General features: G+C 73.0%; 21 protein-coding genes and 1 pseudogene. 13 read left to right on the forward strand and 9 right to left on the reverse strand.

Translation table 11 applies throughout. The features are described 5' to 3' along the window. The first annotated feature begins 89 nt into the window (after positions 1-89). The 7 genes from AB4K12_RS22470 to AB4K12_RS22500 all read left to right on the forward strand — a co-directional run bounded on the left by AB4K12_RS22470 (position 90) and on the right by AB4K12_RS22500 (position 11,153). The gene (locus AB4K12_RS22470) at positions 90-2,996 is read left to right on the forward strand and encodes an FAD-binding and (Fe-S)-binding domain-containing protein (protein ID WP_368435908.1); all 2,907 of its coding nucleotides are present in this window, start codon (positions 90-92) and stop codon (positions 2,994-2,996) included. Positions 2,997-3,097: 101 nt separating this feature from the next. Then, positions 3,098-4,891: an acyclic terpene utilization AtuA family protein gene (locus tag AB4K12_RS22475; RefSeq protein WP_368435909.1), complete on the forward strand. Its 1,794-nt coding sequence runs from the start codon at positions 3,098-3,100 to the stop codon at positions 4,889-4,891. Next, entirely contained in the window at positions 4,888-6,486 is a 1,599-nt protein-coding gene (locus AB4K12_RS22480; protein WP_368435910.1) for an acyl-CoA carboxylase subunit beta, read from the forward strand. The genes AB4K12_RS22475 and AB4K12_RS22480 overlap by 4 nt, the downstream gene beginning before the upstream one ends. Positions 6,487-6,574: 88 nt before the next feature. Further along, positions 6,575-8,659, forward strand: a complete 2,085-nt coding sequence (locus tag AB4K12_RS22485; RefSeq protein WP_368435911.1) for a biotin carboxylase N-terminal domain-containing protein — start codon at positions 6,575-6,577, stop codon at positions 8,657-8,659. Continuing rightward, entirely contained in the window at positions 8,656-9,813 is a 1,158-nt protein-coding gene (locus tag AB4K12_RS22490) for an acyl-CoA dehydrogenase family protein (RefSeq protein WP_368435912.1), read from the forward strand. The genes AB4K12_RS22485 and AB4K12_RS22490 overlap by 4 nt, the downstream gene beginning before the upstream one ends. An 18-nt stretch (positions 9,814-9,831) precedes the next feature. After that, the gene (locus AB4K12_RS22495) at positions 9,832-10,557 is read left to right on the forward strand and encodes an enoyl-CoA hydratase family protein (protein WP_368435913.1); all 726 of its coding nucleotides are present in this window, start codon (positions 9,832-9,834) and stop codon (positions 10,555-10,557) included. Then, the gene (locus AB4K12_RS22500) at positions 10,545-11,153 is read left to right on the forward strand and encodes a TetR/AcrR family transcriptional regulator (RefSeq protein ID WP_086568670.1); all 609 of its coding nucleotides are present in this window, start codon (positions 10,545-10,547) and stop codon (positions 11,151-11,153) included. Before AB4K12_RS22495 ends, AB4K12_RS22500 begins: the two co-directional genes overlap by 13 nt. Positions 11,154-11,303: 150 nt before the next feature. Here the strand turns inward: AB4K12_RS22500 and AB4K12_RS22505 are convergent, their stop codons facing one another. The 3 genes and pseudogenes from AB4K12_RS22505 to AB4K12_RS22515 form a co-directional block, all read right to left on the reverse strand. Next, positions 11,304-11,519, reverse strand: coding sequence for a DUF397 domain-containing protein (locus AB4K12_RS22505; RefSeq protein ID WP_368435914.1), 216 nt, complete (start codon positions 11,517-11,519; stop codon positions 11,304-11,306). Continuing rightward, on the reverse strand, positions 11,503-12,063 hold the full coding sequence (locus tag AB4K12_RS22510; protein WP_368435915.1) for a DUF5753 domain-containing protein: 561 nt from the start codon (positions 12,061-12,063) through the stop codon (positions 11,503-11,505). The genes AB4K12_RS22505 and AB4K12_RS22510 overlap by 17 nt, the downstream gene beginning before the upstream one ends. 121 nt (positions 12,064-12,184) lie before the next feature. Beyond that, a pseudogene (locus tag AB4K12_RS22515) lies at positions 12,185-12,370 on the reverse strand (multiprotein-bridging factor 1 family protein); the annotation flags it as partial. 367 nt (positions 12,371-12,737) lie between these two features. On the opposite strand from AB4K12_RS22515, the gene AB4K12_RS22520 reads away from it, so the two are divergent. Continuing rightward, positions 12,738-13,472 (forward strand): phosphotransferase, encoded by a 735-nt coding sequence (locus AB4K12_RS22520; RefSeq protein ID WP_368435916.1) that lies wholly within the window; start codon positions 12,738-12,740, stop codon positions 13,470-13,472. Positions 13,473-13,525: 53 nt separating this feature from the next. Then, a complete protein-coding gene (locus AB4K12_RS22525) occupies positions 13,526-14,197 on the forward strand; it encodes a GDSL-type esterase/lipase family protein (RefSeq protein ID WP_362253478.1) in 672 nt (223 codons plus the stop codon). A gap of 7 nt (positions 14,198-14,204) precedes the next feature. Here the strand turns inward: AB4K12_RS22525 and AB4K12_RS22530 are convergent, their stop codons facing one another. The 5 genes from AB4K12_RS22530 to AB4K12_RS22550 all read right to left on the reverse strand — a co-directional run bounded on the left by AB4K12_RS22530 (position 14,205) and on the right by AB4K12_RS22550 (position 19,136). Next, the gene (locus tag AB4K12_RS22530; RefSeq protein WP_368435917.1) at positions 14,205-15,200 is read right to left on the reverse strand and encodes an aldo/keto reductase; all 996 of its coding nucleotides are present in this window, start codon (positions 15,198-15,200) and stop codon (positions 14,205-14,207) included. A gap of 29 nt (positions 15,201-15,229) precedes the next feature. Then, positions 15,230-16,366 carry a permease gene (locus AB4K12_RS22535; RefSeq protein ID WP_368436085.1) on the reverse strand — a complete coding sequence of 379 codons (1,137 nt, stop codon included), beginning with the start codon at positions 16,364-16,366 and terminating at the stop codon, positions 15,230-15,232. Positions 16,367-16,546: 180 nt separating this feature from the next. After that, positions 16,547-17,128, reverse strand: coding sequence for an RNA 2',3'-cyclic phosphodiesterase (gene thpR, locus AB4K12_RS22540; RefSeq protein ID WP_368435918.1), 582 nt, complete (start codon positions 17,126-17,128; stop codon positions 16,547-16,549). Between the two features lie 98 nt (positions 17,129-17,226). Beyond that, positions 17,227-18,597 (reverse strand): MFS transporter, encoded by a 1,371-nt coding sequence (locus AB4K12_RS22545; RefSeq protein ID WP_368435919.1) that lies wholly within the window; start codon positions 18,595-18,597, stop codon positions 17,227-17,229. 92 nt (positions 18,598-18,689) lie between these two features. After that, entirely contained in the window at positions 18,690-19,136 is a 447-nt protein-coding gene (locus AB4K12_RS22550; protein ID WP_086568679.1) for a MarR family winged helix-turn-helix transcriptional regulator, read from the reverse strand. A gap of 198 nt (positions 19,137-19,334) precedes the next feature. On the opposite strand from AB4K12_RS22550, the gene AB4K12_RS22555 reads away from it, so the two are divergent. From AB4K12_RS22555 to AB4K12_RS22565, 3 genes are read left to right on the forward strand one after another with little or no spacing between them, the layout of a single operon-like run. Then, positions 19,335-20,132 (forward strand): CPBP family intramembrane glutamic endopeptidase, encoded by a 798-nt coding sequence (locus AB4K12_RS22555; RefSeq protein ID WP_368435920.1) that lies wholly within the window; start codon positions 19,335-19,337, stop codon positions 20,130-20,132. A gap of 14 nt (positions 20,133-20,146) precedes the next feature. Further along, positions 20,147-21,406 (forward strand): sensor domain-containing protein, encoded by a 1,260-nt coding sequence (locus AB4K12_RS22560; protein ID WP_368435921.1) that lies wholly within the window; start codon positions 20,147-20,149, stop codon positions 21,404-21,406. Further along, positions 21,370-22,014: a response regulator transcription factor gene (locus AB4K12_RS22565; protein WP_086568684.1), complete on the forward strand. Its 645-nt coding sequence runs from the start codon at positions 21,370-21,372 to the stop codon at positions 22,012-22,014. The genes AB4K12_RS22560 and AB4K12_RS22565 overlap by 37 nt, the downstream gene beginning before the upstream one ends. Before the next feature lie 202 nt (positions 22,015-22,216). Here the strand turns inward: AB4K12_RS22565 and AB4K12_RS22570 are convergent, their stop codons facing one another. Further along, positions 22,217-23,689: an NCS2 family permease gene (locus AB4K12_RS22570; protein ID WP_368435922.1), complete on the reverse strand. Its 1,473-nt coding sequence runs from the start codon at positions 23,687-23,689 to the stop codon at positions 22,217-22,219. Positions 23,690-23,928: 239 nt separating this feature from the next. Between AB4K12_RS22570 and AB4K12_RS22575 the strand changes: the two genes are divergently transcribed. Beyond that, a complete protein-coding gene (locus tag AB4K12_RS22575) occupies positions 23,929-24,204 on the forward strand; it encodes a DUF2530 domain-containing protein (RefSeq protein WP_368435923.1) in 276 nt (91 codons plus the stop codon). Positions 24,205-24,208 lie beyond the last annotated feature (4 nt).

The following is a 24,208-nucleotide window of genomic DNA, read 5'->3' on the forward strand; positions in this document are numbered from 1 at the left end:
CGCGGGGGTGCCGTTCCATCGGATGAGATGTGGCTCATGCTCGCCGGGCCCTGCCCCGGCGAGGGCCGGCGGCCTGCAGGATGACGCCCATGGGCACACGCGGCGGGAGTGGCGGGGACGGCGGGAGCGCCGCGCTGGAGCGGGCGTTGCGGGCGGCCGTGGGCGGCGGCGTGGACTTCACGACCACCGCCCGCGCGCTGACGACCATGGACGCGTCGAACTACCGCCGCGTGCCGCTCGGCGTGGTCGCGCCGCGTGACGCCGACGACGTGGCGGCCGCGCTCGCCGTGTGCCGCGAGCACGGCGTGCCCGTCGTCCCGCGCGGCGGCGGCACGTCGGTCGCCGGGCAGGCGACGGGCGAAGGGGTGGTGCTGGACTTCACCCGGCACATGAACGCGATCGTCCGCCTCGATCCCGGGGAGCGCACGGCCGTGGTCCAGCCGGGCGTCGTCCTCGACACGCTGCGGGCGGCGGCGGGCGCGTACGGGCTGACGTTCGGGCCCGACCCGTCCACGCACGGGCGGTGCACGCTCGGCGGGATGATCGGCAACAACGCCTGCGGCGCGCACTCCGTGGCCTGGGGCACGACGGCCGACAACGTGGCCGCCCTGCACGTGCTGACGTACGGCGGCGAGCACGCCCGGCTCGGCCGGGGGCCGGAAGCGCTCGCCGGACTCCCCCGGCGGCTGGCCGACGGCGTACGGGCGCTCGTACGCGAGGAGTTGGCGCTGCTGCGCACCGGCTTCCCGGACCTGCCGCGCCGGATCTCCGGCTACGCGCTGGACGCGCTGCCGCCCGAGCGGGGCTGGGACGTGGCCCGGGCCTTCACGGGCAGCGAGGGCACGCTCGGGGTGCTGACCGAGGCCACGGTCCGCCTCGTCGGGAGCCCGGGCGCCCGCGCGCTGGCAGTGCTCGGCTACCCGGACGAGAGCGCGGCGGCGGACGCGGCGCCCCGGCTCCTGCCGTACGGGCCCCTCACCGTCGAGGGCATGGCCGCCGACCTGGTGGGCGACGTCGCCGCAGCGCTGCCCAGGGGCGCGGCCTGGCTGTTCGCCGAGATCGGCGGGGCGACGCCGGCCGAGGCGGCGGCGCGGGCGGCGGAGATCTGCCGGGCGGCGGTCGCCGACGGCGCCGCCGGGCACGCCGTCGTCACCGGCGACGCGGAACAGCGGGCCCTGTGGCGCGTACGGGACGACGCGGCCGGCGCCGCCACCCGGCTGCCCGGCGGCGGCGAGGCCTGGCCGGGATGGGAGGACTGCGCGGTTCCGCCGGACCGGCTCGGCGCGTATCTGCGGGACTTCCGGGCGCTGTTGGGGCGCTACGGGCTGCGCGGCGCGCCGTTCGGCCACTTCGGCGAGGGCTGCGTGCACGTGCGGATCGACGTCGACCTGATGAGCGTGGACGGAGTGCGGCGCTATCGCGACTTCTCCTCCGACATGGCCTCTCTGGTGGTCGCGCACGGCGGCTCGCTGTCCGGCGAGCACGGCGACGGCCAGGCCCGGGCCGAGCTGTTGCCGCGCATGTACGGGACGGACGTCGTACGACTCTTCGAACGCTTCAAGGACCTCTGGGATCCGGCGGGCGGCCTCAACCCCGGCATGCTCGTCCGCCCCTACCGCCTCGACGAGAACCTCCGCTTCGACGTCCTGCCCGAGCGGCCGGGGGCGGTGGACGTGGAGTTCGGCTACCCGGAGGACGGCGGCGACTTCGCGACGGCCGTCCGGCGCTGCGTGGGCGTCGCCAAGTGCCGCGACACGAGCGCCGCCGGTACGGGCGTGATGTGCCCCTCGTACCGGGTCACGCGCGAGGAGCGGCACTCCACCCGGGGGCGGGCCCGGCTGCTGCACGAGATGCTGGCGGGCGAGGTGGTGACCGGCGGCTGGCGGGCGCCGGAGGTGCGCGACGCGCTGGACCTGTGCCTGGCCTGCAAGGGGTGCCGCCACGACTGCCCGGTGGGCGTGGACATGGCCACGTACAAGGCCGAGTTCCTGCACCACCACTACGCGCGGCGCGTTCGCCCCGCCGCGCACTACACGATGGGCTGGCTGCCGGTGTGGCTGCGCGGCGCGGCGGCCCTGCGCGCGGCGCCGGCGCTCAACGCCCTGGCGGGAGTCGGGCCGTTGGCGGCGCTCGCGAAGCGCGCCGGAGGGATCGCGCCGGAGCGTGCGCTCGTGGAGCTCGCGCGCGAGCCGTTCACGTGGTGGTGGCAGCGGCGACCCAGGACGCCGGGCGGCGGAGACGAGGTCGTCCTGTGGCCCGACACGTTCACCACCTACCTCTCCCCCGAGGCCGGACGCGCCGCCGTGGCCGTGCTCGAGGACGCCGGCTTGCGCGTCGGCGTGCCGCCCGGCCGGCCCGTGTGCTGCGGGCTCACCTGGGTCTCCACCGGCCAGCTCGGCCGCGCCCGGGCCGTGATGCGCCGCACCCTCGACACCCTCGCCCCCGCCCTGGCCGCCGGCCGCCCCGTCGTCGGCCTCGAACCGAGCTGCACGGCCACGCTGCGCACGGACCTGCCGGAGCTGCTTTCGGACGATCCTCGCGCCCGCCGGCTCGCCGCCTCCGTACGCACCCTCGCCCAGGCCCTGGAGGAGTTCGCCCCGCACTGGCGGCCCCCGCACATCGGCCTGCCCGTCGTCGGGCAGACCCACTGCCACCAGCACGCCGTCCTGGGCGACGAGGCCGAACGGCGGCTTCGCCGGCGCGCCGGACTGACCGGCGGGCTCAGCGGCGGATGCTGCGGGCTGGCCGGCAACTTCGGCTACGAGCGCGGCCACTTCGACGTGTCCGCGGCCTGCGCCGAGGAGACGCTGCTGCCGTCCCTGCGGCAGGCCCCGGACGGGGCGCTCGTCCTGGCCGACGGATTCTCCTGCCGCACGCAGATCCAGCAGCTCGCGGGCGTCCGGGCCCGGCATCTGGCGGAGGTTCTCGCGGAGGCCTCGGGGGCGGCTTCGGACGGCTCTTCGGGTGGTTCTTCGGGTGGTCGTCCGGGGGGCTGAGGGGTGACAAAGGGGGGCGTGACGGGCGGTCCCCGTGGTCCGGCCGAAAAGCATGCAAGCACGCTTGCTTGTTTTCCCCGGCGCTGCCAGCCTCCCGTGCCATGCCTGCGCCTGTCCTCCGAATCGGCAACGCCTCCGGCTTCTACGGCGACCGCTTCGACGCCCTGCACGAGATGCTCACCGACGGCCCGCTGGACGTCCTCACCGGCGACTACCTCGCCGAGCTGACCATGCTGATCCTCGGCCGCGACCGTCTGAAGAACCCCTACCGGGGCTACGCGCGCACCTTCCTCGCCCAGCTGGAGAAGACCCTCGGCCTCGCCGTCGAGCGCGGCGTCACCCTCGTCACCAACGCCGGCGGGCTCAACCCCGCCGGCCTCGCCGGGCGCATCGGCGAACTCGCCGACCGCCTCGGCGTCCCCGCCCGCGTCGCGTACGTCACCGGCGACGACCTCCTCGACGACCAGCGGTGGGGCACCGACGTCCTCACCGCCAACGCCTACCTCGGCGGGGGCGGCATCGCCGCGTGCCTGCGGGCCGGCGCGGACGTCGTGGTCACCGGCCGGGTCACCGACGCCGCCCTCGTCACCGGCCCGGCGGCCGCGCACTTCGGCTGGGGCCCCGGCGACCTCGACGCGCTGGCCGGCGCCGTCGTCGCCGGGCACATCCTGGAGTGCGGCACCCAGGCGACGGGCGGCAACTACGCCTTCTTCGGCGAACACGACGTCCGCCACCCCGGCTTCCCCCTCGCCGAGATCCACGCCGACGGCTCGGCCGTCATCACCAAGCACCCCGGCACGGGCGGCGTCGTCGACGTCTCCACCGTCACCGCGCAGCTGCTGTACGAGACGGCCGGCGCCCGCTACCTCGGCCCGGACGTGACCGCCCGGCTCGACACCGTACGACTCACATCCGACGGGCCCGACCGCGTGCGCGTCAGCGGGGTGCGCGGCGAGGCGCCGCCGGCCTCGCTCAAGGTCGGGCTGACCCGTCCCGGGGGCTGGCGGCACGAGGTGGCCTTCGTCCTGACCGGCCTCGACATCGAGGCCAAGGCCCGGCTCGTCCGCGCCCAGCTCGACGGCGTGCTGGCCGAGCGCCGGCCGGCGGCGGTCCGCTGGACCCTCGCCCGTACGGACCGGGCCGACGCGCCCGTACAGGAGGAGGCGAGCGCGCTGCTGCGGCTCGTCGTGCGCGACCGCGATCCGGAGGTGGGGCGGGCCGTCGAAGCCGCCTGCGTGGAGCTGGCGCTGGCCAGCTATCCCGGGTTCCACGTCGCCACGCCACCGGGCAAGGGCACGCAGTACGGGGTCTTCGAGGCCGCTTACGTGGACGCCGGGGCCGTCCCCCATGCGGCCGTGCTGGCGGACGGGCGGCGGGTGGTGATCCCTCCGGCGTCCGGGAGCGTCGTGGAGGCGGCGCCGACGTCCGGGAGCGTCGTGGAGGCGGCTCCGGCGTCCGGGAGCGTCGTGGAGGCGGCTCCGGCCTACGGCCACGCGTGCGTGCCCGACGCCGCGCTTCCGGAGCCACTGCCGGAGCCACTGCCGGAGCCGCTGCCGGCCGGGCCCACCCGGCGTGCCCCGCTCGGGCTCGTCGCGGGCGCCCGCAGCGGCGACAAGGGCGGCAGCGCCAACGTGGGCGTCTGGGTGCGCGACGACGACGCGTGGCGGTGGCTCGCCCACGAGCTGACCGTGGAGCGCTTCCGGCAACTGCTCCCGGAGACAGCCGGCTTCGCCGTCGAGCGGCACGTCCTGCCCAACCTGCGCGCCCTGAACTTCGTGGTCGACGGCCTCCTCGGCGAAGGCGTCGCCTCCCAGGCCCGCTTCGACCCGCAGGCCAAGGCCGTCGGCGAATGGCTGCGGGCCCGCCACCTGGAGATACCGGAGGTGCTGCTGTGACCGTGCTGGCGTCCGCGCTCGACGTGACCGGCCCCGAGTACGCCGCCCACCGCTCCGCCATGCTCGACAAGCTCGCCGTCCTCGAGACCGAGCACGCCAAGGCCGTCGCCGGCGGAGGCGAGAAGTACACCGCCCGGCACCGGGCACGCGGCAAGCTGCTCGCCCGGGAACGGGTCGAGCTCCTCGTCGACCCCGACACGCCGTTCCTCGAGCTCTCGCCGCTCGCCGCGTGGGGCAGCGACTACGCCGTCGGCGCGTCCATCGTGACCGGCATCGGCGTGATCGAGGGCGTCGAGTGCCTGATCACCGCCAACGATCCGACCGTACGCGGCGGCGCCAGCAACCCGTGGACGCTGAAGAAGGCCCTGCGGGCCAACGAGATCGCCCACGCCAACCGGCTGCCCGTCGTCTCGCTCGTCGAGTCCGGCGGCGCCGACCTGCCGAGCCAGAAGGAGATCTTCATCCCCGGCGGCGGCCTCTTCCGCGACCTGACCCGGCTGTCCGCCGCCGGGATCCCCACCGTGGCGGTCGTCTTCGGCAACTCCACGGCCGGCGGCGCGTACGTCCCCGGCATGTCCGACCACGTCATCATGGTCAAGGACCGCGCCAAGGTCTTCCTGGGCGGTCCGCCGCTGGTGAAGATGGCCACCGGCGAGGAGAGCGACGACGAGTCCCTGGGCGGCGCCGAGATGCACGCGCGCGTGTCCGGTCTCGCCGACTACTTCGCCGTCGATGAGCTGGATGCGCTGCGGCAGGCCCGGCGGGTCGTTTCCCGCCTCAACTGGCGGACCGTCGGGAATCGTTCCGGCCGCGTCGAGCCGCCGCTGTACGACCAGGACGAGCTGCTCGGCATCGTGCCGGGGGACCTCAAGGTGCCCTTCGATCCGCGCGAGGTCATCGCGCGCGTGGTCGACGGGTCGGACTTCGACGAGTTCAAGCCGCTGTACGGGGCGAGCCTCGCGACCGGGTGGGCACGCCTGCACGGCTACCCCGTGGGCGTACTCGCCAACGCGCGCGGCGTGCTCTTCAGCGAGGAGTCGCAGAAGGCCGCGCAGTTCATCCAGCTCGCGAACCAGCGGGACATCCCCCTGGTCTTCCTCCACAACACCACCGGCTACATGGTCGGCCGCGAATACGAGCAGGGCGGCATCATCAAGCACGGCGCCATGATGATCAACGCCGTCTCCAACTCCCGGGTGCCGCACCTGTCCGTGCTGCTCGGGGCCTCGTACGGCGCCGGGCACTACGGCATGTGCGGGCGGGCGTACGACCCGAGGTTCCTCTTCGCCTGGCCCGGCGCCAAGTCCGCCGTGATGGGGCCGCAGCAGCTGGCCGGCGTGCTGTCCATCGTCGCGCGGGCCGCGGCCGCCGCGAAGGGGCAGCCGTACGACGAGGAGACCGACGCCGGGCTGCGGGCCATGGTGGAACAGCAGATCGAGGCGGAGTCCCTGCCGATGTTCCTGTCCGGCCGGCTCTACGACGACGGGGTCATCGACCCGCGCGACACGCGGACGGTGCTCGGCATGTGCCTGTCCGTCGTGCACGGCGCGCCTGTGGAGGGGGCTCGGGGTGGGTTCGGCGTCTTTCGGATGTGAGGCGTCATTCGGGTGCGAGGCGCCTTTCGGGCGTGAGGGGGTGCGGTCGGTGGGTTCTGGGTCGGGGTCGGGTGTGGGGTCGGGTTTCTTGGTTTCTTCTGTGCTCGTCGCCAATCGGGGCGAGATCGCTTGCCGGATCTTTCGTACGTGCCGCGAGCTGGGCATCGCCACCGTCGCCGTGTACTCGGACGCCGACGCCGGCGCCCGGCACGTCCGGGAGGCCGACGCGGCGGTGCGGCTGCCGGGGGTCGCGCCCGCGGATACGTATCTGCGGGGCGATCTGCTGATCGCCGCCGCACGGGCGGCGGGCGCCGACGCCGTGCATCCGGGGTACGGGTTCCTGTCCGAGAACCCCGGCTTCGCCCGCGCCGTGACGGACGCCGGGCTGGTGTGGATCGGGCCGCCGGCCGGGGCGATCGAGGCCATGGCCTCCAAGACGCGGGCGAAGCGGCTGATGGGCGGCGCCCCGCTGGACCCCGCGGCCGTCACGGAGGCGGACCTTCCGGTGCTGGTCAAGGCTGCCGAGGGGGGCGGCGGGCGCGGCATGCGCGTCGTCCGCTCGCTCACGGACCTGCCCGGGGAGCTGGCCGCCGCCCGCTCCGAGGCGGCGGCCGCCTTCGGTGACGGCGAGGTGTTCGTGGAGCCGTACCTCGAGGACGGACGGCACGTGGAGGTCCAGGTCCTCGCGGACGCGCACGGCACGGTGTGGACGTTGGGCACGCGGGACTGCTCGCTGCAGCGCCGGCACCAGAAGGTCATCGAGGAGTGCCCGGCGCCGGGCCTGCCGGGGCCGCCGGGCGCGGTGGAGCGGGCCCTGTGCGACGCCGCCGCGTCGGCCGCACGGGCCATCGGGTACGTGGGGGCCGGGACGGTCGAGTTCCTGGTGACGGCGGACGGCCGGACGCACTTCCTGGAGATGAACACCCGGCTGCAGGTGGAGCATCCGGTGACCGAGGCGGTGTACGGGGTGGATCTCGTCGCGCTGCAGGTGCGGGTTGCCGAGGGGATGGCGCTGGGGGCTCCGCCGGAGCCCGTGGGGCATGCCGTCGAGGCTCGGTTGTACGCCGAGGATCCTGGGCGGGAGTGGTTGCCGTGGGCCGGTTTCGTGCACCGGCTGGACTTGGGGGACGGTGCGTCGTGGGTGCGGCGCCGGGGCCTCCGGGGCGGGGGTCCGGGATCGTCTATTTACGGGCCCGTTGCCCCGCATCCTCAGGGCACCCCCTCATTGGGCCCGCAAATACACGGCAGCATCCCGGACCCCCGCCCCTGCGACCCCGACGCCTCCCGTCCGTTCGTCCCCGACGCGCCGTGGGTGCGTGTCGACTCCGGATACGAGGACGGTGATCGGATTCCGGTTCACTACGACTCGTTGGTCGCCAAGGTCGTCGCCTGGGGGCGCAGTCGGGACGAGGCCGTGCGGGTGCTGGGCCGTGCCTTGTCCCGTGGCCGTGTTCATGGGCCCGTCACCAATCGGGACGTGCTCGTTCGGTCGTTGCGGCATCCGGAGTTTCGTCAGGGGCGTATGGATACCGGGTTTTATCGGCGGTATCTCGGTGAACTGGTGGGCGGAGGAGGGGGTGTTGTCGCCCTTGCCGCCCTTGCCGCCGCCGTCGCCGATGCTCAGGGGCGGTCGCCTTTCGGCGGGTGGCGCAACGTTCCCTCTCAGCCTCAGGTCAAGCGCTATCGCTCCTCGCCCGACGGCCTGGAGCACGAGGTCCGTTACCGGCTCGGCCGGGACGGGCTCACCGCCGAAGGGTTCCCCGGTGTGCGGCTGCTCGAGGCCGCCCCCGACCGCGTCGTGCTGGAGACCGGCGGCGTCCGGCGCGCCTTCGACGTGGCCGACTACGGCTCGGAGGTCCATGTGGACACCCCGCACGCCGGTTCGTACGCCCTGATTCCCCTCCCCCGCTTCCCCGCTCCCGTCTCGCACGTCGCACCCGGCTCCCTGCTCGCCCCCATGCCCGGCACCGTCGTGCGGGTCGCGGACGGCGTCGCCGTGGGGAAGGCCGTGGCGGCCGGGCAGGCCCTGCTGTGGCTGGAGGCGATGAAGATGGAGCACCGCGTCGTCGCGCCCGCCGACGGCACGCTCACCGCCCTGCACGCGGTGGCCGGGCGGCAGGTCGAGGTGGGGGAACTGCTCGCCGTGGTCACCGAGTCCGAGGAGCCCTCATGAACATGATCGAGTCCGCCGAGCACCGCGACCTTCGCGCCGCCGTGGCCCGCCTCGCCGGCCGCTACGGCCGTGAGTACTTCGCCACCGCCGTGCGCGAGGGCCGGCACGCCGACGAGCTGTGGGAGGAGGCCGGCAAGCACGGCTATCTCGGGGTCAACCTCCCCGAGGAGTACGGCGGCGGGGGCGGCGGGATCGCCGAGCTCGCCCTGGTGCTGGAGGAGCTGGGGGCCGCGGGGTGTCCGCTGCTGCTGATGGTCGTCTCGCCCGCCATCTGCGGCACGGTGATCGCCCGCTTCGGCACCGACGAGCAGAAGCGCGCCTGGCTGCCCGGGCTCGCCTCCGGCACGCTCAGGATGGCCTTCGGGATCACCGAGCCCGACGCCGGGTCCAACTCCCACCGGCTGACCACGACGGCCCGGCGGGACGGGACGGACTGGATCCTCAACGGCCGCAAGGTCTTCATCTCCGGCGTCGACGCGGCCGACGCGACGCTGATCGTGGGGCGGACGGAGGACGCCGGGACGGGCCGGCTCAAGCCCTGTCTGTTCATCGTCGGTCGTGACACTCCTGGGTTCCAGCGGCGGCCGATCGACATGGAACTGGCCTCGCCGGAGAAGCAGTTCGAGCTCTTGTTGGATGATGTGCGTCTGCCGGCCGATGCGTTGGTCGGTGATGAGGACGCCGGGCTGTTGCAGCTCTTCGCCGGGCTCAACCCCGAGCGGATCATGACCGCGGCGTTCGCGATCGGCATGGGGCGGTACGCGGTCGCCCGGGCCGTGGACTACGCGCGGACCCGGCAGGTGTGGGACGCGCCGATCGGCGCCCACCAGGCCGTCGCCCACCCCCTGGCGCGGTCGCACATCGAGCTCGAGCTGGCCCGGCTGATGATGTACAAGGCCGCGCACCTCTACGACGCCGGGGACGACGCCGGGGCGGGCGAGGCCGCCAACATGGCGAAGTACGCGGCCGCCGAGGCGGCCGTGCGCGCCGTCGACCAGGCCGTGCACACCCTCGGCGGGAACGGCCTCACCGCGGAGTACGGGCTGGCCTCGCTGATCACGGCGGCACGGGTGGCGCGGGTGGCTCCCGTGAGCCGGGAGATGATTCTCAACTACGTCTCGCACCAGACTCTGGGACTCCCCAAGTCCTACTGAGAGAAGGAGGATTGCCCGATGCTGGTCCGCCACTCCCACGAGCGCGGCATCACGACCCTGACCCTGGACTCGCCGCACAACCGCAACGCCCTCTCCGCCCGACTGGTCGGCGAGCTGCGGGAGGCGCTCGGACGGGCCGGCGACGACCCGGACACGCGGGCCGTGGTCCTCGCGCACACCGGCAACACCTTCTGCGCGGGCGCCGACCTCACGGAGCCCACGCCGACCGGGCCGCTGGAACTCGCCGGGCTCCTGCGGGCGATCGTCGAACTGCCCAAGCCCGTCGTGGCGGCCGTACGCGGCCATGTACGGGCCGGCGGGCTGGGGCTGGTGGGGGCGTGCGACATCGCGATGGCCGGGCAGGCCTCGACGTTCGCCTTCACCGAGGCGCTGCTGGGGCTGGCGCCCGCCGTGATCTCCATGCCGCTGCTGCCGCGCCTCGACGCACGCGCCGCGGGCCGCTACTACCTGACCGGTGAGCGCTTCGGGGCCGCCGAGGCGGCGAGGATCGGCCTGGTGACGGCCGTGGGCGAGGACCTGGAGCCGGTCCTGGCCGGACTGCGGCGGGCCTCGCCGCAGGGGCTCGCCGAGTCCAAGCGCCTGGTCACCGCGGAGGTGCTGCGGGCCTTCGACCGCGACACCGGGGCGCTGGCGGAGCTCTCGGCGCGACTGTTCGCCTCGGACGAGGCCCGCGAGGGCATGACGGCCTTTCTGGAGAAGAGGGATCCGGCATGGGGACGGTGACCTCTCCCAAGCAGGACCGCAGCCGGGCGACGCGCCGGCGCCTGATGGAGGCGGCCATCGAGTGCCTGGCCGAGCACGGCTGGGCCGGCTCGACCGTGGCCGTGGTCGCCGAGCGGGCCGGAGTGTCGCGGGGGGCCGCCCAGCACCACTTCCCCACCCGTGAGGACCTGTTCACCGCCGCGGTGGAGCACGTGGCGGAGGAGCGCCTGAGGAAGCTGCGGGCGATCGCCGACGCGACCTCGATGACCATGGGCCCGGCGCGCCGGTACGCCGTGGTCGAGACGATGGTCGGGCTCTACACGGGGCCCCTGTTCCGGGCCGCGCTGCAGCTGTGGGTGGCCGCGTCGCACGACGACGGCCGGCTGCGGGAGCGGGTGACGGCCCTGGAGGCCCGCGTCGGCCGCGAGACCCACCGCATGGCGGTGACGCTGCTGCGGGCCGACGAGGGCAGGCCCGGCGCCCGGGAGACCGTCCAGGGGTTCCTGGACATGGCGCGCGGGCTGGGTCTGGCGGGGCTGCTGACGGACGACAGCGCCCGGCGCGAGCGCGTGGTGGAGCAGTGGGTGGAGATTCTGGAGGGGGTGCTGGGGCGGTAGGCGTCGGATCCTTCCGTCACTGGGCGCTCGCCGCGGGTCGTACGACGATCTCGTTGACGTCGCGCTGCGGCGGCTACGAGATCGCGTAGGCAGCCCCAGCGCCGAGGCGCTCGGCCTGCTCGGCTCCGTGCACGCCACGGCGAACCGCGCCTAGCCCACGGCCGCCACGTGGCCGACGAACGCCACCCAGGACCGGGCGGGGAACACCAGGGCGGGACCGAGGGGGGCCTTGCTGTCCCGGACGGGGACTACACCGGGTATGTTGTCGGCGATTTCGAGGCAGTTGTTCTGTCCGCTCTGGTCACCGGCCCCGCTGTAGCTGCTCTTACGCCAGGTCTTAGCACTCGGGTTAATTGCTGGCCTCATGCGCGCACTCCTCTGCAACTGATCGGATCAAGGACAGGGACTCGGCCGGTGACAGCGCGACGCTCCGCGCAAGGTCATACGAACGCACACACTCCGCCACCTCGGCCGGATCGTCCAGCAAGCTCCCGGTTTGGTGGCCCTCGGCGTACGCGACCGGCGGCGCATCCTCGAAGGTCATGAGAGTGAGCGCTCCTTCCACCTCGGGATGGCCGGCCTTGAAGGGCAGGACCTGCACGCCGATCCGGCGTCTGTCCGCCAGTGACACCATGTGCATCAATTGCTCACACATCACAGCCGCACCGCCGAGCCGGCGTCGAATGACGCTCTCATCGAGGACGGTCCACCACAACGGCCCTGTTGGGCGGTCGAAGATGCGAGCTCGTTCCAGCCGTGCAGCCACTCGGGCTTCGATCTCGTCTTCCGCGATGAAGGGAAGACCGCCCACGAAGACCGCCCGCGCATAGGCGGCCGTCTGCAGCACGCCCGGCACGAACATCGGCGAGTACTCCCTGATCGTGGTGGCCAGCCCATAGAGGTATGCCACCTCCGCGACACTCGGCGTAGGGCGAAGCATTGATCAGTTCCTCGCACATCCGCCCGAAGAACCCGTCGGTCCCCAGCTCCGCGTCGATCCGCTGTGCGACCTCGGACTGCGGCTTACGGGCTCCCGTCTCGAACTGCCCGATGTAGGACCCCGAGCAGAACACCTTCCTGCCCAGTTCCTGCTGCGAAAGCCCCGCCGCCTCCCGCCTCCGCTTCAGTTCGGAGCCGAAGAACTCCCAGCCGACCTTGCCCTGCCCGTAGCGCCCCGCCCGCCCGGAATCCTTGGTCACAAAGTAACTCCGCTTCACTACAGGCGACTTGTCGCGCGTGCTCCCCTTCCCGAGCGTAGCCCCGCACCATGACGCTCTCTGTACAGTCGGCGAAATGGCCCTCGAAGTGGTCAAGCGTCGAGGCCGCCCACCGGCGCTTCACAGGTGACACCGCCGAAAGGATCACTATGTTCGAGCTGATCCGCAGCAGCACGGTCCGGAACGATGAATGCGAGCACGACTGGGTCCAGTGGAGCGGCGCGACGCGCTGCCGTAAATGCGGGGAGACGCAGCAGTAGCGTTTCCCGGCCCGGGTTGGGGCCATGCTCAGGCCCCACCCGCCAGGGGGAGAACAGTGACACCACGTACCGATTGGCATCGACTACCCGGCGCCGTCAGAGCAGCCGTGGAAGAACACACCGGCCCCGTCCTCGCGGTCCGGGCGATCCCCGACGGGCTGAACTGCGCCATCGCCGCCTGCCTGACGAGCGCCGAGGGCAGGACGTTCGTGAAGGGCGTCCGCACCCAGTGCACCAAGGCTCACGCGGCGCAGCGGTGGGAAGTGGCGGTCAACCCGCACGTACGGACCGTCGGCCCACGGCTCCTGTGGCAGGTCACCGCCGAAGGGTGGGATCTGCTCGGGTTCGAGTACATCGACGGGCGGCACGCGGACTTGTCGCGCGGGTCGCCGGACCTGCCCCTCGTCGCCGAGGCGCTGCACGCCGCCCAGGACCTGGGGGTCCCGTACGTGCTCGGCGTGCCGTGGTTCGCCGACCGGTGGGCCCCGTATCTGGACGCCACGGAACTCGCCCTTCTCGGCGGCGAAACCCTCCTGCACACCGACACCAACCCCCACAACCTCCTCGTCGCCCACGACCGCGCACACCTCGTCGACTGGGCGATGCCCGCCCTGGGCCCGGCCTGGGTGGATGTCGCCTGCACGGCTGTACGGCTCATGGAGGCCGACTGCGCCGCCGACGAGGCGCTCTCCTGGGCCGCCCGGTTCCCCAGCTGGAGGGCAGCGGACCCCACGGCTCTGCGGGCCTTCGTGACCGCGAACCGCCGACAGTGGGAATCGCGCGTCGGCCGCGCCGCCGCCCGCCACAGCAACGCTCGCTTCGCCGCTCTCCTGCGCGGGTGACCCGCGCGGCCCGTGACACCACCGCCGTCAGGCAGAATGGAGGGGTGCGGATCATGTTCGTCGGCGACTCGATGACGGTCGGTAGCGCCGGGGACTACACATGGCGCTACCGCATGTGGCAGCACCTCAACGCCTCCTACGGCGGGCCGTACCGGATCGTCGGGCCGCGCCGGGAGCTGTACGACCCCGCCGCCGACGCCGCCGGGTCGCTCGACTACGGCGACCCGGACTTCCCCGAGCGGGCCAGGGCGCACCTCGCCGGCTGGGGCGAGGGATGGCTGCACATGGCGCCGCTGATCGCCGAGGCCGTGCGCAAGGGCAAGGCCGACACCCTGCTGGTCTCCCTCGGCCTCATCGACCTGGGCTTCTACACCAACGCCGAGCAGACCGCGGACAACGTCCGCGGCTTCCTCGCCGAGGCCCGCGCGGCCAATCCGCGCGTACGGGCCGTGCTGATGCCGGTGCTCCACAACGTCCGCGCGCTGGCGGAGCCGCACTTCGCCGCCGAGGTCGAGCGCTTCAACGAGCTGCTCGGCAAGATCGTCGCCGATCTCGCCGAGCCCGCCTCGCCCCTGCTGCTGGCCTCGCCGCCCGAGGGCTGGGACACCCAGCGGGACACCTACGACGGCACGCATCCCAGCGCCGCGGGCGAGCACCGCATCGCCGCCGCGTTCGCGGACGCGATGCACCAGGCGTGGGACGTGGGCGGCCCCTACGGCCGCTAGCGCCGGATTACCAGGCGAAGGCCTCCGGTGAAGGGCCCGGGCCCGGGAAGACGCCGTCGATCTCGGTCAGCAGGTCCTCGTCCAGCTTCAGCTCCACGGCGCGCAGCGCGCTCTCGAGCTGTCCGAGGGTGCGCGGCCCGACGATCGGGCCGGTGACGCCGGGGCGGGTGAGCAGCCAGGCCAGGGCGACCTCGCCGGGTGCCAGGCCGTGCTTGTCCAGCAGGTCCTCGTACGCCTGCACCTGCTCGCGGACCTTGGTGTTCGCCAGCGCGTCGGCCGACCGGCCGGACGCGGCGCGGGCGCTGCCGCCCTCCCTCTCCTTGCGCAGGACGCCGCCGAGGAGGCCGCCGTGCAGCGGGGACCAGGGGATCACGCCGAGCCCGTACGCCTCGGCCGCCGGGATGACCTCCATCTCGGCGCGGCGCTCGGCGAGGTTGTACAGGCACTGCTCGCTGACGAGGCCGAGCGTGCCGCGGCGGCGGGCGCTCTCGTTGGCCTGGGCGATGTGCCAGCCGGCGTGGTTGGACGACCCCGCGTAGACGATCTTGCCCTGCTGGACGAGGACGTCGATGGCCTGCCAGATCTCGTCCCACGGAGTGGCCCGGTCGACGTGGTGGAACTGGTAGAGGTCGATGTGGTCGGTGCCCAGGCGCCGCAGGCTGCCCTCGACGGCCCGCCGGACGTTCACGGCGGACAGGCGGTCGTGGTTGGGCCAGTTCGCGCCGTCCGGGCCCATGTTGCCGAACACCTTGGTGGCGATCACGACCTTCTCCCGCCGCCCGTCTCCCTTGGCGAGCCAGCTGCCGATGATCTCCTCGGTGCGGCCCTTGTCGTCGCCCCAGCCGTAGACGTTGGCGGTGTCGAAGAAGTTCAGGCCCGCGTCCAGCGCGGCGTCCATGATGGCGTGGCTGTCGGCCTCGCCGGTCTGCGGGCCGAAGTTCATGGTGCCGAGGACGAGTCGGCTGACCTTGAGGCCTGTGCGTCCGAGCTGCGTGTACTCCATGGCGACCAAGCCAACGCCTTCGAGCGGGCTCAAGGCAAGGGCGCCCCGCCCATCGCGCGGAGCATCGCCCTTCCGCCCGTGGTGAGGAAGCGGGCCACCAGCACCGCGCCCAGCAGCAGGAAGGCGATGTTGAGGAACGTCGTGTAGTTCCACGTCACCCCCGCCATGGGCACATGCGCACGGGTCTGGTCGGGGATCAGTCCGAGCGCGCCGAAGACGAACTCCACGGCGTACCCGGCGAGGACCATGGCGGCGTAGAAGGTGCCCAGCAGGTACAGGGCCGTTCGGGTGCCGTAGTACTTCCGGTAGATGGCGAGGATGGGCAGGATCAGCAGGTCGGCGAAGATGAACGCCACCACGCCGCCGAAGCTGATCCCGCCCTGCCACAGCACCACCGCCAGCGGCACGTTGCCGATCGAGCACACGAACGAGGCGATCGCCACCAGCGGCCCCACCAGCGGGCCCCAGAGCTTCGCCGCGAGCGGGTGCCCCTCGAAGAACAGCGCCTGCCAGAAGGCCTCCGGAACCCAGGCGGCGATCGCGCCCGCGATCAGCAGGCCCAGCACCAGGTCGCGCAGGATCGCCGCCCACTCCATGACGAAGACGCGGGAGACGGCCGTGAAGCCCTCGCCCGACAGCAGCCGCCGGGCGAACGAGCGGCTCCCGCCCACCGACATGTCCATCGCCGCGTGGCCCTCCATCGCCCCGGCCACGCCCCGCTCGGCCTGCTCCCTCGCCCGGCGCAGCAGGCCCTCCCGCAGCGTCAGGCGGAACAGCACCGCCAGCACCGCGATCATGATCAGGCCGCCGGCGAACTCCGCCGCCGTGAACTGCCAGCCCAGCAGCAGCGCCAGGATCACGCCCAGCTCGACCACCAGGTTCGTCGAGGCGATCTCGAAGCCCATCGCGGCGGTGAAGTGCGCCCCCTTCACGAACAGCGAGCGGGCGAGCGCCACGGCGGCGTACGAGCAGGAGGACGAGGCCGCGCCCAGCCCGGCCGCGACGGCGAGGGTACGGGGACGGTCGTCGCCCAGCAGCGAGACGACGGAGGACCGGCGCACCACGGCCTGGACCACGGCGGACAGTGCGAAGCCGAGGATCAGTGCCCAGGTGATCTCCCAGGTCATGGCCCCGGCGATGGACAGCGCGCGCAGCATGGCGTGGATCACCCCACCAGCATCGCCGCCCGCGCCCGGCGGCCGGCGGCCGGGCGGTCGGCGTGTCGCGCCCTACGGCGTCACCTCACCGCGGCCACCACGGCGACGACGACGAGCATCACGGCGAGCGCACCGGTCATGATCCGGTTTCTGGTCTTGGGGTCCACCCCTCGAGCGTAACCGGAGCGGTCAGTCGGCCCGCCGGGTGCCCAGGGGCCAGGACGCCACGGTCTCGTAGCGGGGGCGCTCACCGGGGACTCCGGAGACGGGCAGACGGCTTTGCATGAGCTCCACGCGCTCGGCCCACCAGCGGCGTCCCCGGAACTCCGCCAGCTCCTCCGCGTACGGCCGGAGATTCACATGGCCGGCGGTCCGGGCGAGGGTGAGGTGGGGGCGGAAGGGCTTGGCATCGGTCATGCGCACCCCGGCCCGCCGGGCGCCGGCGGCGGTGGAGCGGGCGAGGCCGCCCAGGGTCTCCACGGAGCCGGTCGCCCCGACCCACAGGATCCGGTCGCCGAACCGGCCGCCTCCGGCGAACCGCAGCTCGTGCACGGGATGCCGGTGGGCGGCGCGCCCGAGGCGCTCGTCCAGCTCCGGGAGCAGGGCCTCGTCGACCTCGCCGAGGAAGGCGAGCGTGAAGTGCCACAGGGCGGGCTCGGTCCAGCGCAGGCGGCCGCGCCGGTCGGGCAGGGCGGCGCGCAATTGCGTCACCTCGGCCGCCAGTTCGTCGATCGCGGGCTGGGGAGGAACCACCGCGGCGAACAGTCGCATGGGGCCAGTCTCCCTCGGGGGAGACCGATCGGCCGCACATCGGGCGGGGCGGGCCGGCCGGCGTCGTGGACGGCGCCGCGCCGCCCCGCCCCAACCCCTCAGACGGCCGCCGTCGCCCGCTCCGGCCGTGCCACGGGCTCGCGGGGGACGAAGGCCACATGCCGGTGGCCCCGCCGGAAGTCGACCTTCAGGCGCAGGTCGCCCGCGCGGGCCAGCGCCAGGCCGACGGCGGCCGCCGCGAGCGCCGAGACGACGCCGCCGGCGAGGAAGCCGGTGCGGGGCCCGTACGCGTCGGTGATCCAGCCGACCAGGGGCGCGCCCAGCGGCGTACCGCCCATGAAGACCATCATGAACAGGCTCATCACCCGTCCCCGCAGTGCGGGGTCGGCGGCCATCTGAAGGCCGGAGTTGGCGGTGACGTTGATCGTCAGGCCGCACATGCCGATCGGCACGAGCAGCAGCGCGAAGACCCAGAACGAGGGCGCGAGCGCCGCCGTGATCTCCAGCACGCCGAACAGCGCCGCGGCCCCCACCAGCAGCCGCAGCCGCGAGCTGCCCCGGCGGGCCGCGAGCAGCGCGCCGACCAGCGAGCCGGCCGCCATCAGGGTGTTGAGCAGGCCGTAGGTGCTGGCGTCGGCGTGGAAGACGTCATTGACGAACGCCGTGAGCCAGATGGGGAAGTTGAAGCCGAAGGTGCCGATGAAGCCGACCAGCACGATGGGCCAGATCAGCTCCGGGTTCCCGGCGACGTAGCGCAGGCCCTCCCTCAGCTGACCCTTGCCGCGCGGGGCGCGCTCGGCCCTGTGCAGTTCACCGGTGCGCATCATCAGCAGTCCGGCGATGGGCGCGGCGAACGACAGTCCGTTGGCCAGGAACGCCCAGCCGCTGCCCACGGCGGTGATCAGCACACCGGCGACGGCCGGGCCGACCAGCCGGGCGGACTGGAAGTTGGCGGAGTTCAGGCTGACGGCGTTGCGCAGGTCGGCGGGTCCGACCATCTCGGCGACGAACGCCTGACGGGCGGGGTTGTCGACGACGGTGACGAGACCGAGGACGAAGGCGGTGAGGTAGACGTGCCAGACCTCGACCCGTCCGGTCAGGGTGAGCACGGCGAGCGCGACGCCGGTGACGCCCATCGCCGCCTGGGTCGCCAGCAGCAGCCGGCGTTTGGGGGAACGGTCGGCTATGACGCCGCCGTAGAGCCCGAACAACAGCATGGGCAGGAACTGCAGTGCCGTGGTGATGCCCACGGCGGCCGAGGAGCCGGTGATGCTGAGGACCAGCCAGTCCTGGGCGATCCGCTGCATCCAGGTGCCGGTGTTGGACACCACCTGACCGGCGGCGAAGAGCCGGTAGTTGCGGATGCGGAGCGAGCTGAACGTGCCTCCCTTGGTGTGCAGGGAGGTGGTGCGTGCGTCGTGGTGGTGGTTCGGTGCGGGTGCGGAGTCTGCTCCGGGTCCCGAACTCAAGTGGGGTCGCCTCCTTCTCTGTGCGCTGTCTCCTTGCGCGGCGCTCCGGCGGGCGCGCGCTCGACACGCTCGTGGGGAGCGGTGCCGGGCGCCTACAGGTGCGCGAGTTTCTCCAGGACGGGCGCGGCGGCGCGCAGCGTCGCCCGCTCGTCCTCGTCCAACTGGCCCACCAGTTCGGCGAGCCAGGCATTGCGCTTGCGACGGCTCTGCTCGAGCATCGCCTCGGCCTGCTCCGTCTGGCGGACCACCTTCTGGCGGCGGTCCTCGGGATGCGGCTCGAGAGCGACGAGCCCCTTGCCCTCCAGCAGCGCGACGATGCGGGTCATCGACGGCGGCTGCACATGCTCCTTGCGGGCGAGCTCGCCCGGGGTGGCGGAGCCGCAGCGGGCGAGGGTGCCCAGGACCGACATCTCGGCCGGGCTGAGCGACTCGTCCACCCGCTGGTGCTTGAGCCTGCGGGACAGTCGCATCACCGCCGACCGAAGGTCGTTCACGGCGGCGCTGTCGTCTGGTTCGAGGGTGCGGGAAGGCTCCGGCATGAAAATTAGATTACCTCATTACTTGCCCTAAAGAAAGTGGGCACTGGGGCGGACGGAAGCACACGAGGGGAGCGCTCCCGCACGGGCACGGGGGGTGTACGTACGTACACCCCGGCCCGGCAGCCAGACGCAGTGGCCGCCGCCCCGCCACCCGGCATCGTCGATGGCGAACCAACGACCCGAGGGGGGCACGACGGCATGAGGACAGCCGGCACCATGTGGAACGGCGGCATCGGAGCACCGGTGGGGGTGTTCCTGACCGTCGCCTTCCTGGCCGCGGGGGCGCTCGGCGCGGCGCAGCCCGCGACGGGGATTCCCCCCGAGGTCGTCCAGCTGACCCAGTTCGGGCCGGCCCTGGGAGTGGGGCTGGCGGCGCTGCTGTGGCCGGGCCGGGTACGGGCCCTGCTCGCCGGGGCCCTGCGCGGCCGCCGGGCGGGCGGGGGCGCCCTGCTGCTGACGGCACCCCTGATCATCGCCCTGAGCGCCGGCGCGTACGCCCTCCTGACCGGGGACGCGCGGTTCACCCGGCCGGACGCGCTCGAGCACCCCTTCGCGCTGATCGTCGTGGCCCAGGTGATCGGCGCCTGCGGCGAGGAGATCGGCTGGCGCTGCTTCCTGCAGCCACTGCTGCGCACCCGCTGCGGCCCGCTCACGACCTCGGTCACGGTGGGCGCGATCTGGGGCGTCTGGCACGTGGGCGTCTTCGCCGAGGACCCGGTGTACGCGGCGGCGTTCCTGGTGGGGGCCATCGCCATGTCCGTCGTCATGGGGTGGGCGCTCGAGGGCACCCGGGCCGGCGGGCTGCCGCTCGCCGGCGGCTTCCACGCCCTGATCAACCTCGGCATGCTGCTGCTGATGGACGAGGAGTCCGGCGCCGTGCTCCCGATGACGCTGTTCGGGGCGGCCTGCCTGGCGGCGGCGGTGCTGTGGACCTGGCGGAACGCCCGTACGGCACCGGCGGCTAGGATCCGCACGATTCCGGAACACGTTCGATAGGGCGACGCACCCCCATGGCCTCGGTTGTCTCCCGCGCCTGCGTCGCCGCCGTGCGCTGCCAGTGGGCGAGCCTGCTCGCCCTGGCGGTGCCGTTCGTGGGCTCGCTCGTGGTGTGCGCCCTGCTGCTGTTGCCCGTCGGCGCCGGCTTCGCCCTGCTGCCGCCCGCCGCGCGGGCGCTGCGCTCGCTGACCGACCGGGCCCGCGCACGGGCCGGGCGCTGGACGGACACGCGCATCAGCCCGCCGCGGGACCTGACCGCCGTCGCCCCGGGCCCGCGTCGCCGGGCGGCCGCGATCCTGGCCGACGAGGGGTTCTGGCGCGACCTGACATGGGCCTGGCTGGAGCCGGCGGTCGGCGGACTGCTCGTCGCCGTGCCGCTGGCCCTCATCGAGTACGGGGCGTTCGGCGCGCTCGTCCAGCCGTTCATCTGGCGGATCATCGACGACGGCAACTGGTACGCCTTCGTCCCCGTGCACAGCACCGCGACGATGCTCGCCGCCCTCGCCCTGGGCCTGGCCCTCGCCGCCGGCGGCCTGGCCGCCGCACCCGCCGTCCTCCGGCTGCACGCCCGCTGGAGCCGGCTGCTGCTGTCCGCGCCCCGCAGCGCCGAACTCGCCCGCCGCGTGGAACGGCTCACCGACACCCGCGACCGGGCCCTGGACACCCAGGCGGCCGAACTGCGCCGCATCGAACGGGACCTGCACGACGGCGCCCAGGCCCGCCTCGTCGCCCTCGGCATGACGCTGGACAGCGCCACCCGCCTGCTGGACACCGACCCGGCGGCCGCCCGCGAGCTGCTGCTGGACGTCCGCCGGACCTCCGAGGCGGCGCTGCGGGACCTGCGCGACCTGGTCCACGGCATCCACCCGCCGGTCCTCGCCGACCGGGGGCTCGGCGACGCGGTCCGGTCGCTGGCGCTCGACACCTTCCTCGACGTGCACGTCGAGGCCCGCCTGCCGGGCCGGCTCCCGGCGCCGGTCGAGTCCGCCGCGTACTTCGCGGTGAGCGAGGCGCTGACCAACGCCGCCAAGCACGCGCGGGCCCGGGAGGTACGGATCACACTGACCCACGAGGACGGCACGCTGCGGGCCGTCGTCGCCGACGACGGCCGCGGCGGCGCCGACATCGCGGGCGGCACCGGACTGCTGGGGGTACGGCGCCGGTTGGATACCTTCGACGGCGTCCTCGCCCTGCACAGCCCGCCGGGCGGCCCGACCACCGTGACGATGGAGATCCCGTGCGCGTTGTCCTCGCCGAAGACCTCTTTTTGCTGAGAGACGGCCTCATACGCACGCTGCGCGAGCACGGCTGCGAGGTCGTGGCGGCCGTCGACAACGGCCCGTCCCTGCTGCGCGCGCTGCTGGAGGAGGAGCCGGACGTGGCGGTGGTCGACGTCCGCCTCCCGCCGAGCTTCACCGACGAGGGCCTGCAGGCCGCGCTCGAGGCCCGCCGCCGGCGTCCCGGCCTGCCCGTGCTGGTGCTCTCGCAGTACGTCGAGCAGCTCTACGCCAACGAGCTGCTGGCCGGCGGCGAGGGCGCCGTCGGCTACCTGCTCAAGGACCGGGTGACCAACACCGAGCAGTTCGTCGACGCGGTCCGCCGGGTCGCCGCCGGCGGGACGGTGATGGACCCTCAGGTCATCGCCAAGCTGCTCGCGCGGGGCGAGGCCCGAGGGACGGTCGGCGACCTGACGGCGCGCGAGCGCGACGTGCTGGAGCTGATGGCCGAGGGCCGCTCGAACGCCGCGATCGCGAGCGGCCTGCACATCAGCGAGAGCGCGGTCGCCAAGCACACGGCGAGCATCTTCGCCAGGCTCGGCATCGCCCCGTCGGCGGACGACAACCGCCGGGTGCTGGCCGTGCTGGCCTACCTCAAGCGCTAGGGGGTGTCCGGTGGGTCGGTGCGGGTCCTGCGGCGTCTGGTGCGGTGGATCGCAAGGCGGAGCATCTCCCTCGGACTGGGCGTCCTTGGGTGATGCGACAACGCGGCGAGGTGCCGTGCCAGGCGCCGCAGGGCCCGTGCCGACCCATCGGACACCCCCTGGGCCGGCCCGGCCGGCACCCGGCGGTGGCGGTCGTGTCCGGTTACTTCACGCCCAGCAGCTTCTCGATCGGGTCGAGCATGAAGTAGACGAGGAAGCAGGCCCCGACGACGTTCAGCAGCCAGGGGATCTCGCGGGCCCGCTTGTCGGCGATCCGCAGCAGGATGAAGGCGAGGACGCCGATGCCGATGCCGTTGGTGATCGAGTAGGTGAACGGCATGGAGATGATCGTCAGGAACGCGGGGATCGCGATCGTGAAGTCACTCCAGTCGATCTCCTTGACGTTCGAGGCCATGATCAGGAAGCCGACGACGACCAGGGCGGGGGTCGCGGCCTGGGCGGGCACCACGGTGGCCAGCGGGGTGAAGACGAGGGCGAGCAGGAAGAGCCCGCCGGTCATCAGGTTGGCCAGGCCCGTACGGGCGCCCTCGCCGACGCCCGCCGTGGACTCCACGAAGCAGGTGTTGGCGGAGGCGGAACCGGCGCCGCCGGCCGCCACGGCCACACCGTCCATCATGAGGATCCTGCCCATGTTGGGCAGCTGGCCCTTCTCGTCCGTCAGGCCGGCCTCCTCGCCGACGCCGATGATCGTGCCCATGGCGTCGAAGAAGCCGGACAGCAGCACGGTGAAGACGAACAGGCAGCCGGTGAGCAGGCCGACCTCGTGGAATCCGCCGAAGAGGCTGACGTCGCCGATGAGCCCGAAGTCCGGGGTGTCCACGATCTTGTCCGGCACGGTGGGCACGGACAGGCCCCAGCTGATGTCCGGGATCTCGACCAGCGAGTTGATGACGATCGCCACGACCGTCATCACGACGATCCCGATGAGGATCGCGCCCGGCGCCTTGCGCACCAGCAGGATGAACGTCAGCGCGAGCCCGGCCGCGAAGACCAGCACCGGCCAGCCGGTCAGCTGACCGCCCTGGCCCAGCCCCATCGGGACGGTGGTGTGGGCGGCGTCGGGGTTGCGGCTGACGAAGCCGGAGTCGACCAGGCCGATCAGCGAGATGAACAGGCCGATGCCGATCGCGATGGCGCGCCGCAGCCCGCCGGGGATGGCGTCCATGACGCGCTGCCGCAGACCGGAGGCGACCAGCACCATCAGCACCAGGCCGGCCAGGACGACCATGCCCATCGCGTCCGGCCAGCTCATCTTGGGCGCCAGCTGCAGCGAGACGACGGCGTTGATGCCGAGGCCGGCGGCGCAGGCGATGGGCACGTTGCCGATCGCGCCCATGAGGACGGTGCTGAGCCCGGCCATCAGGGCGGTGGCCGTGACCAGCTGGCCGTTGTCCAGCTGGTGGCCGAACTTGTCCTGGCCCGCCCCGAGGATGATCGGGTTCAGCACGATGATGTACGCCATCGCGAAGAAGGTCGCCAGGCCGCCGCGCAGCTCACGGGCGACGGACGAACCCCGCTCGGTGATCCGGAAGTACCGGTCGAGGGCGTTCTTTCCGACGGGCGGCACGGGCGACGACCGGTCGTCGTCGACCGTGGAGGTGGCCGAGGTGGGCATGGGGGGAACCTCAGTCGTACGGGCCCGGGAGGGCAAGAGGACAAACAAAAAGGATCAAGATCCGAACCGTTTTTGGATGATTGAACAAAACCGTTCAGTCAAATCCAGTTCGATTCAGTATGAATAAACAAACGCCGAATGGCTATCTCCGCGCGTAGACCCCTGCGGCACAAGGCCTCCGTCTCCGGACCCCGCCCGACTTCACCGGAGTGACGACTCGTACGCACTAGGCTGACGCCATGACGAAGTGGACACCCACGCACGAGGCCCCCGAGCCCCTGGAGGGCCCGGTCGTCGCCACCATCACCGGCGGCACGATCCTGTGGTTCGTCCTCTTCCTCGCCCAGCTGCCGTTCTACGGCTGGTTCGAGGACCACGGGCACGCCTGGTGGGTATGGACCTGCCTCGCCGGCGGCGGACTGGGCCTCATCGGCGTCTGGTACGTCCGCAAGCGCGACGCCGCCCTTCGCCGCCACGCGGCGAGGAACGCCGGAAACGCCGGAAACACCGCCTGACGGG

This window comes from Streptomyces sp. C36, from assembly GCF_040932295.1.
In the GTDB taxonomy this organism is placed as follows: domain Bacteria; phylum Actinomycetota; class Actinomycetes; order Streptomycetales; family Streptomycetaceae; genus Streptomyces; species Streptomyces triculaminicus.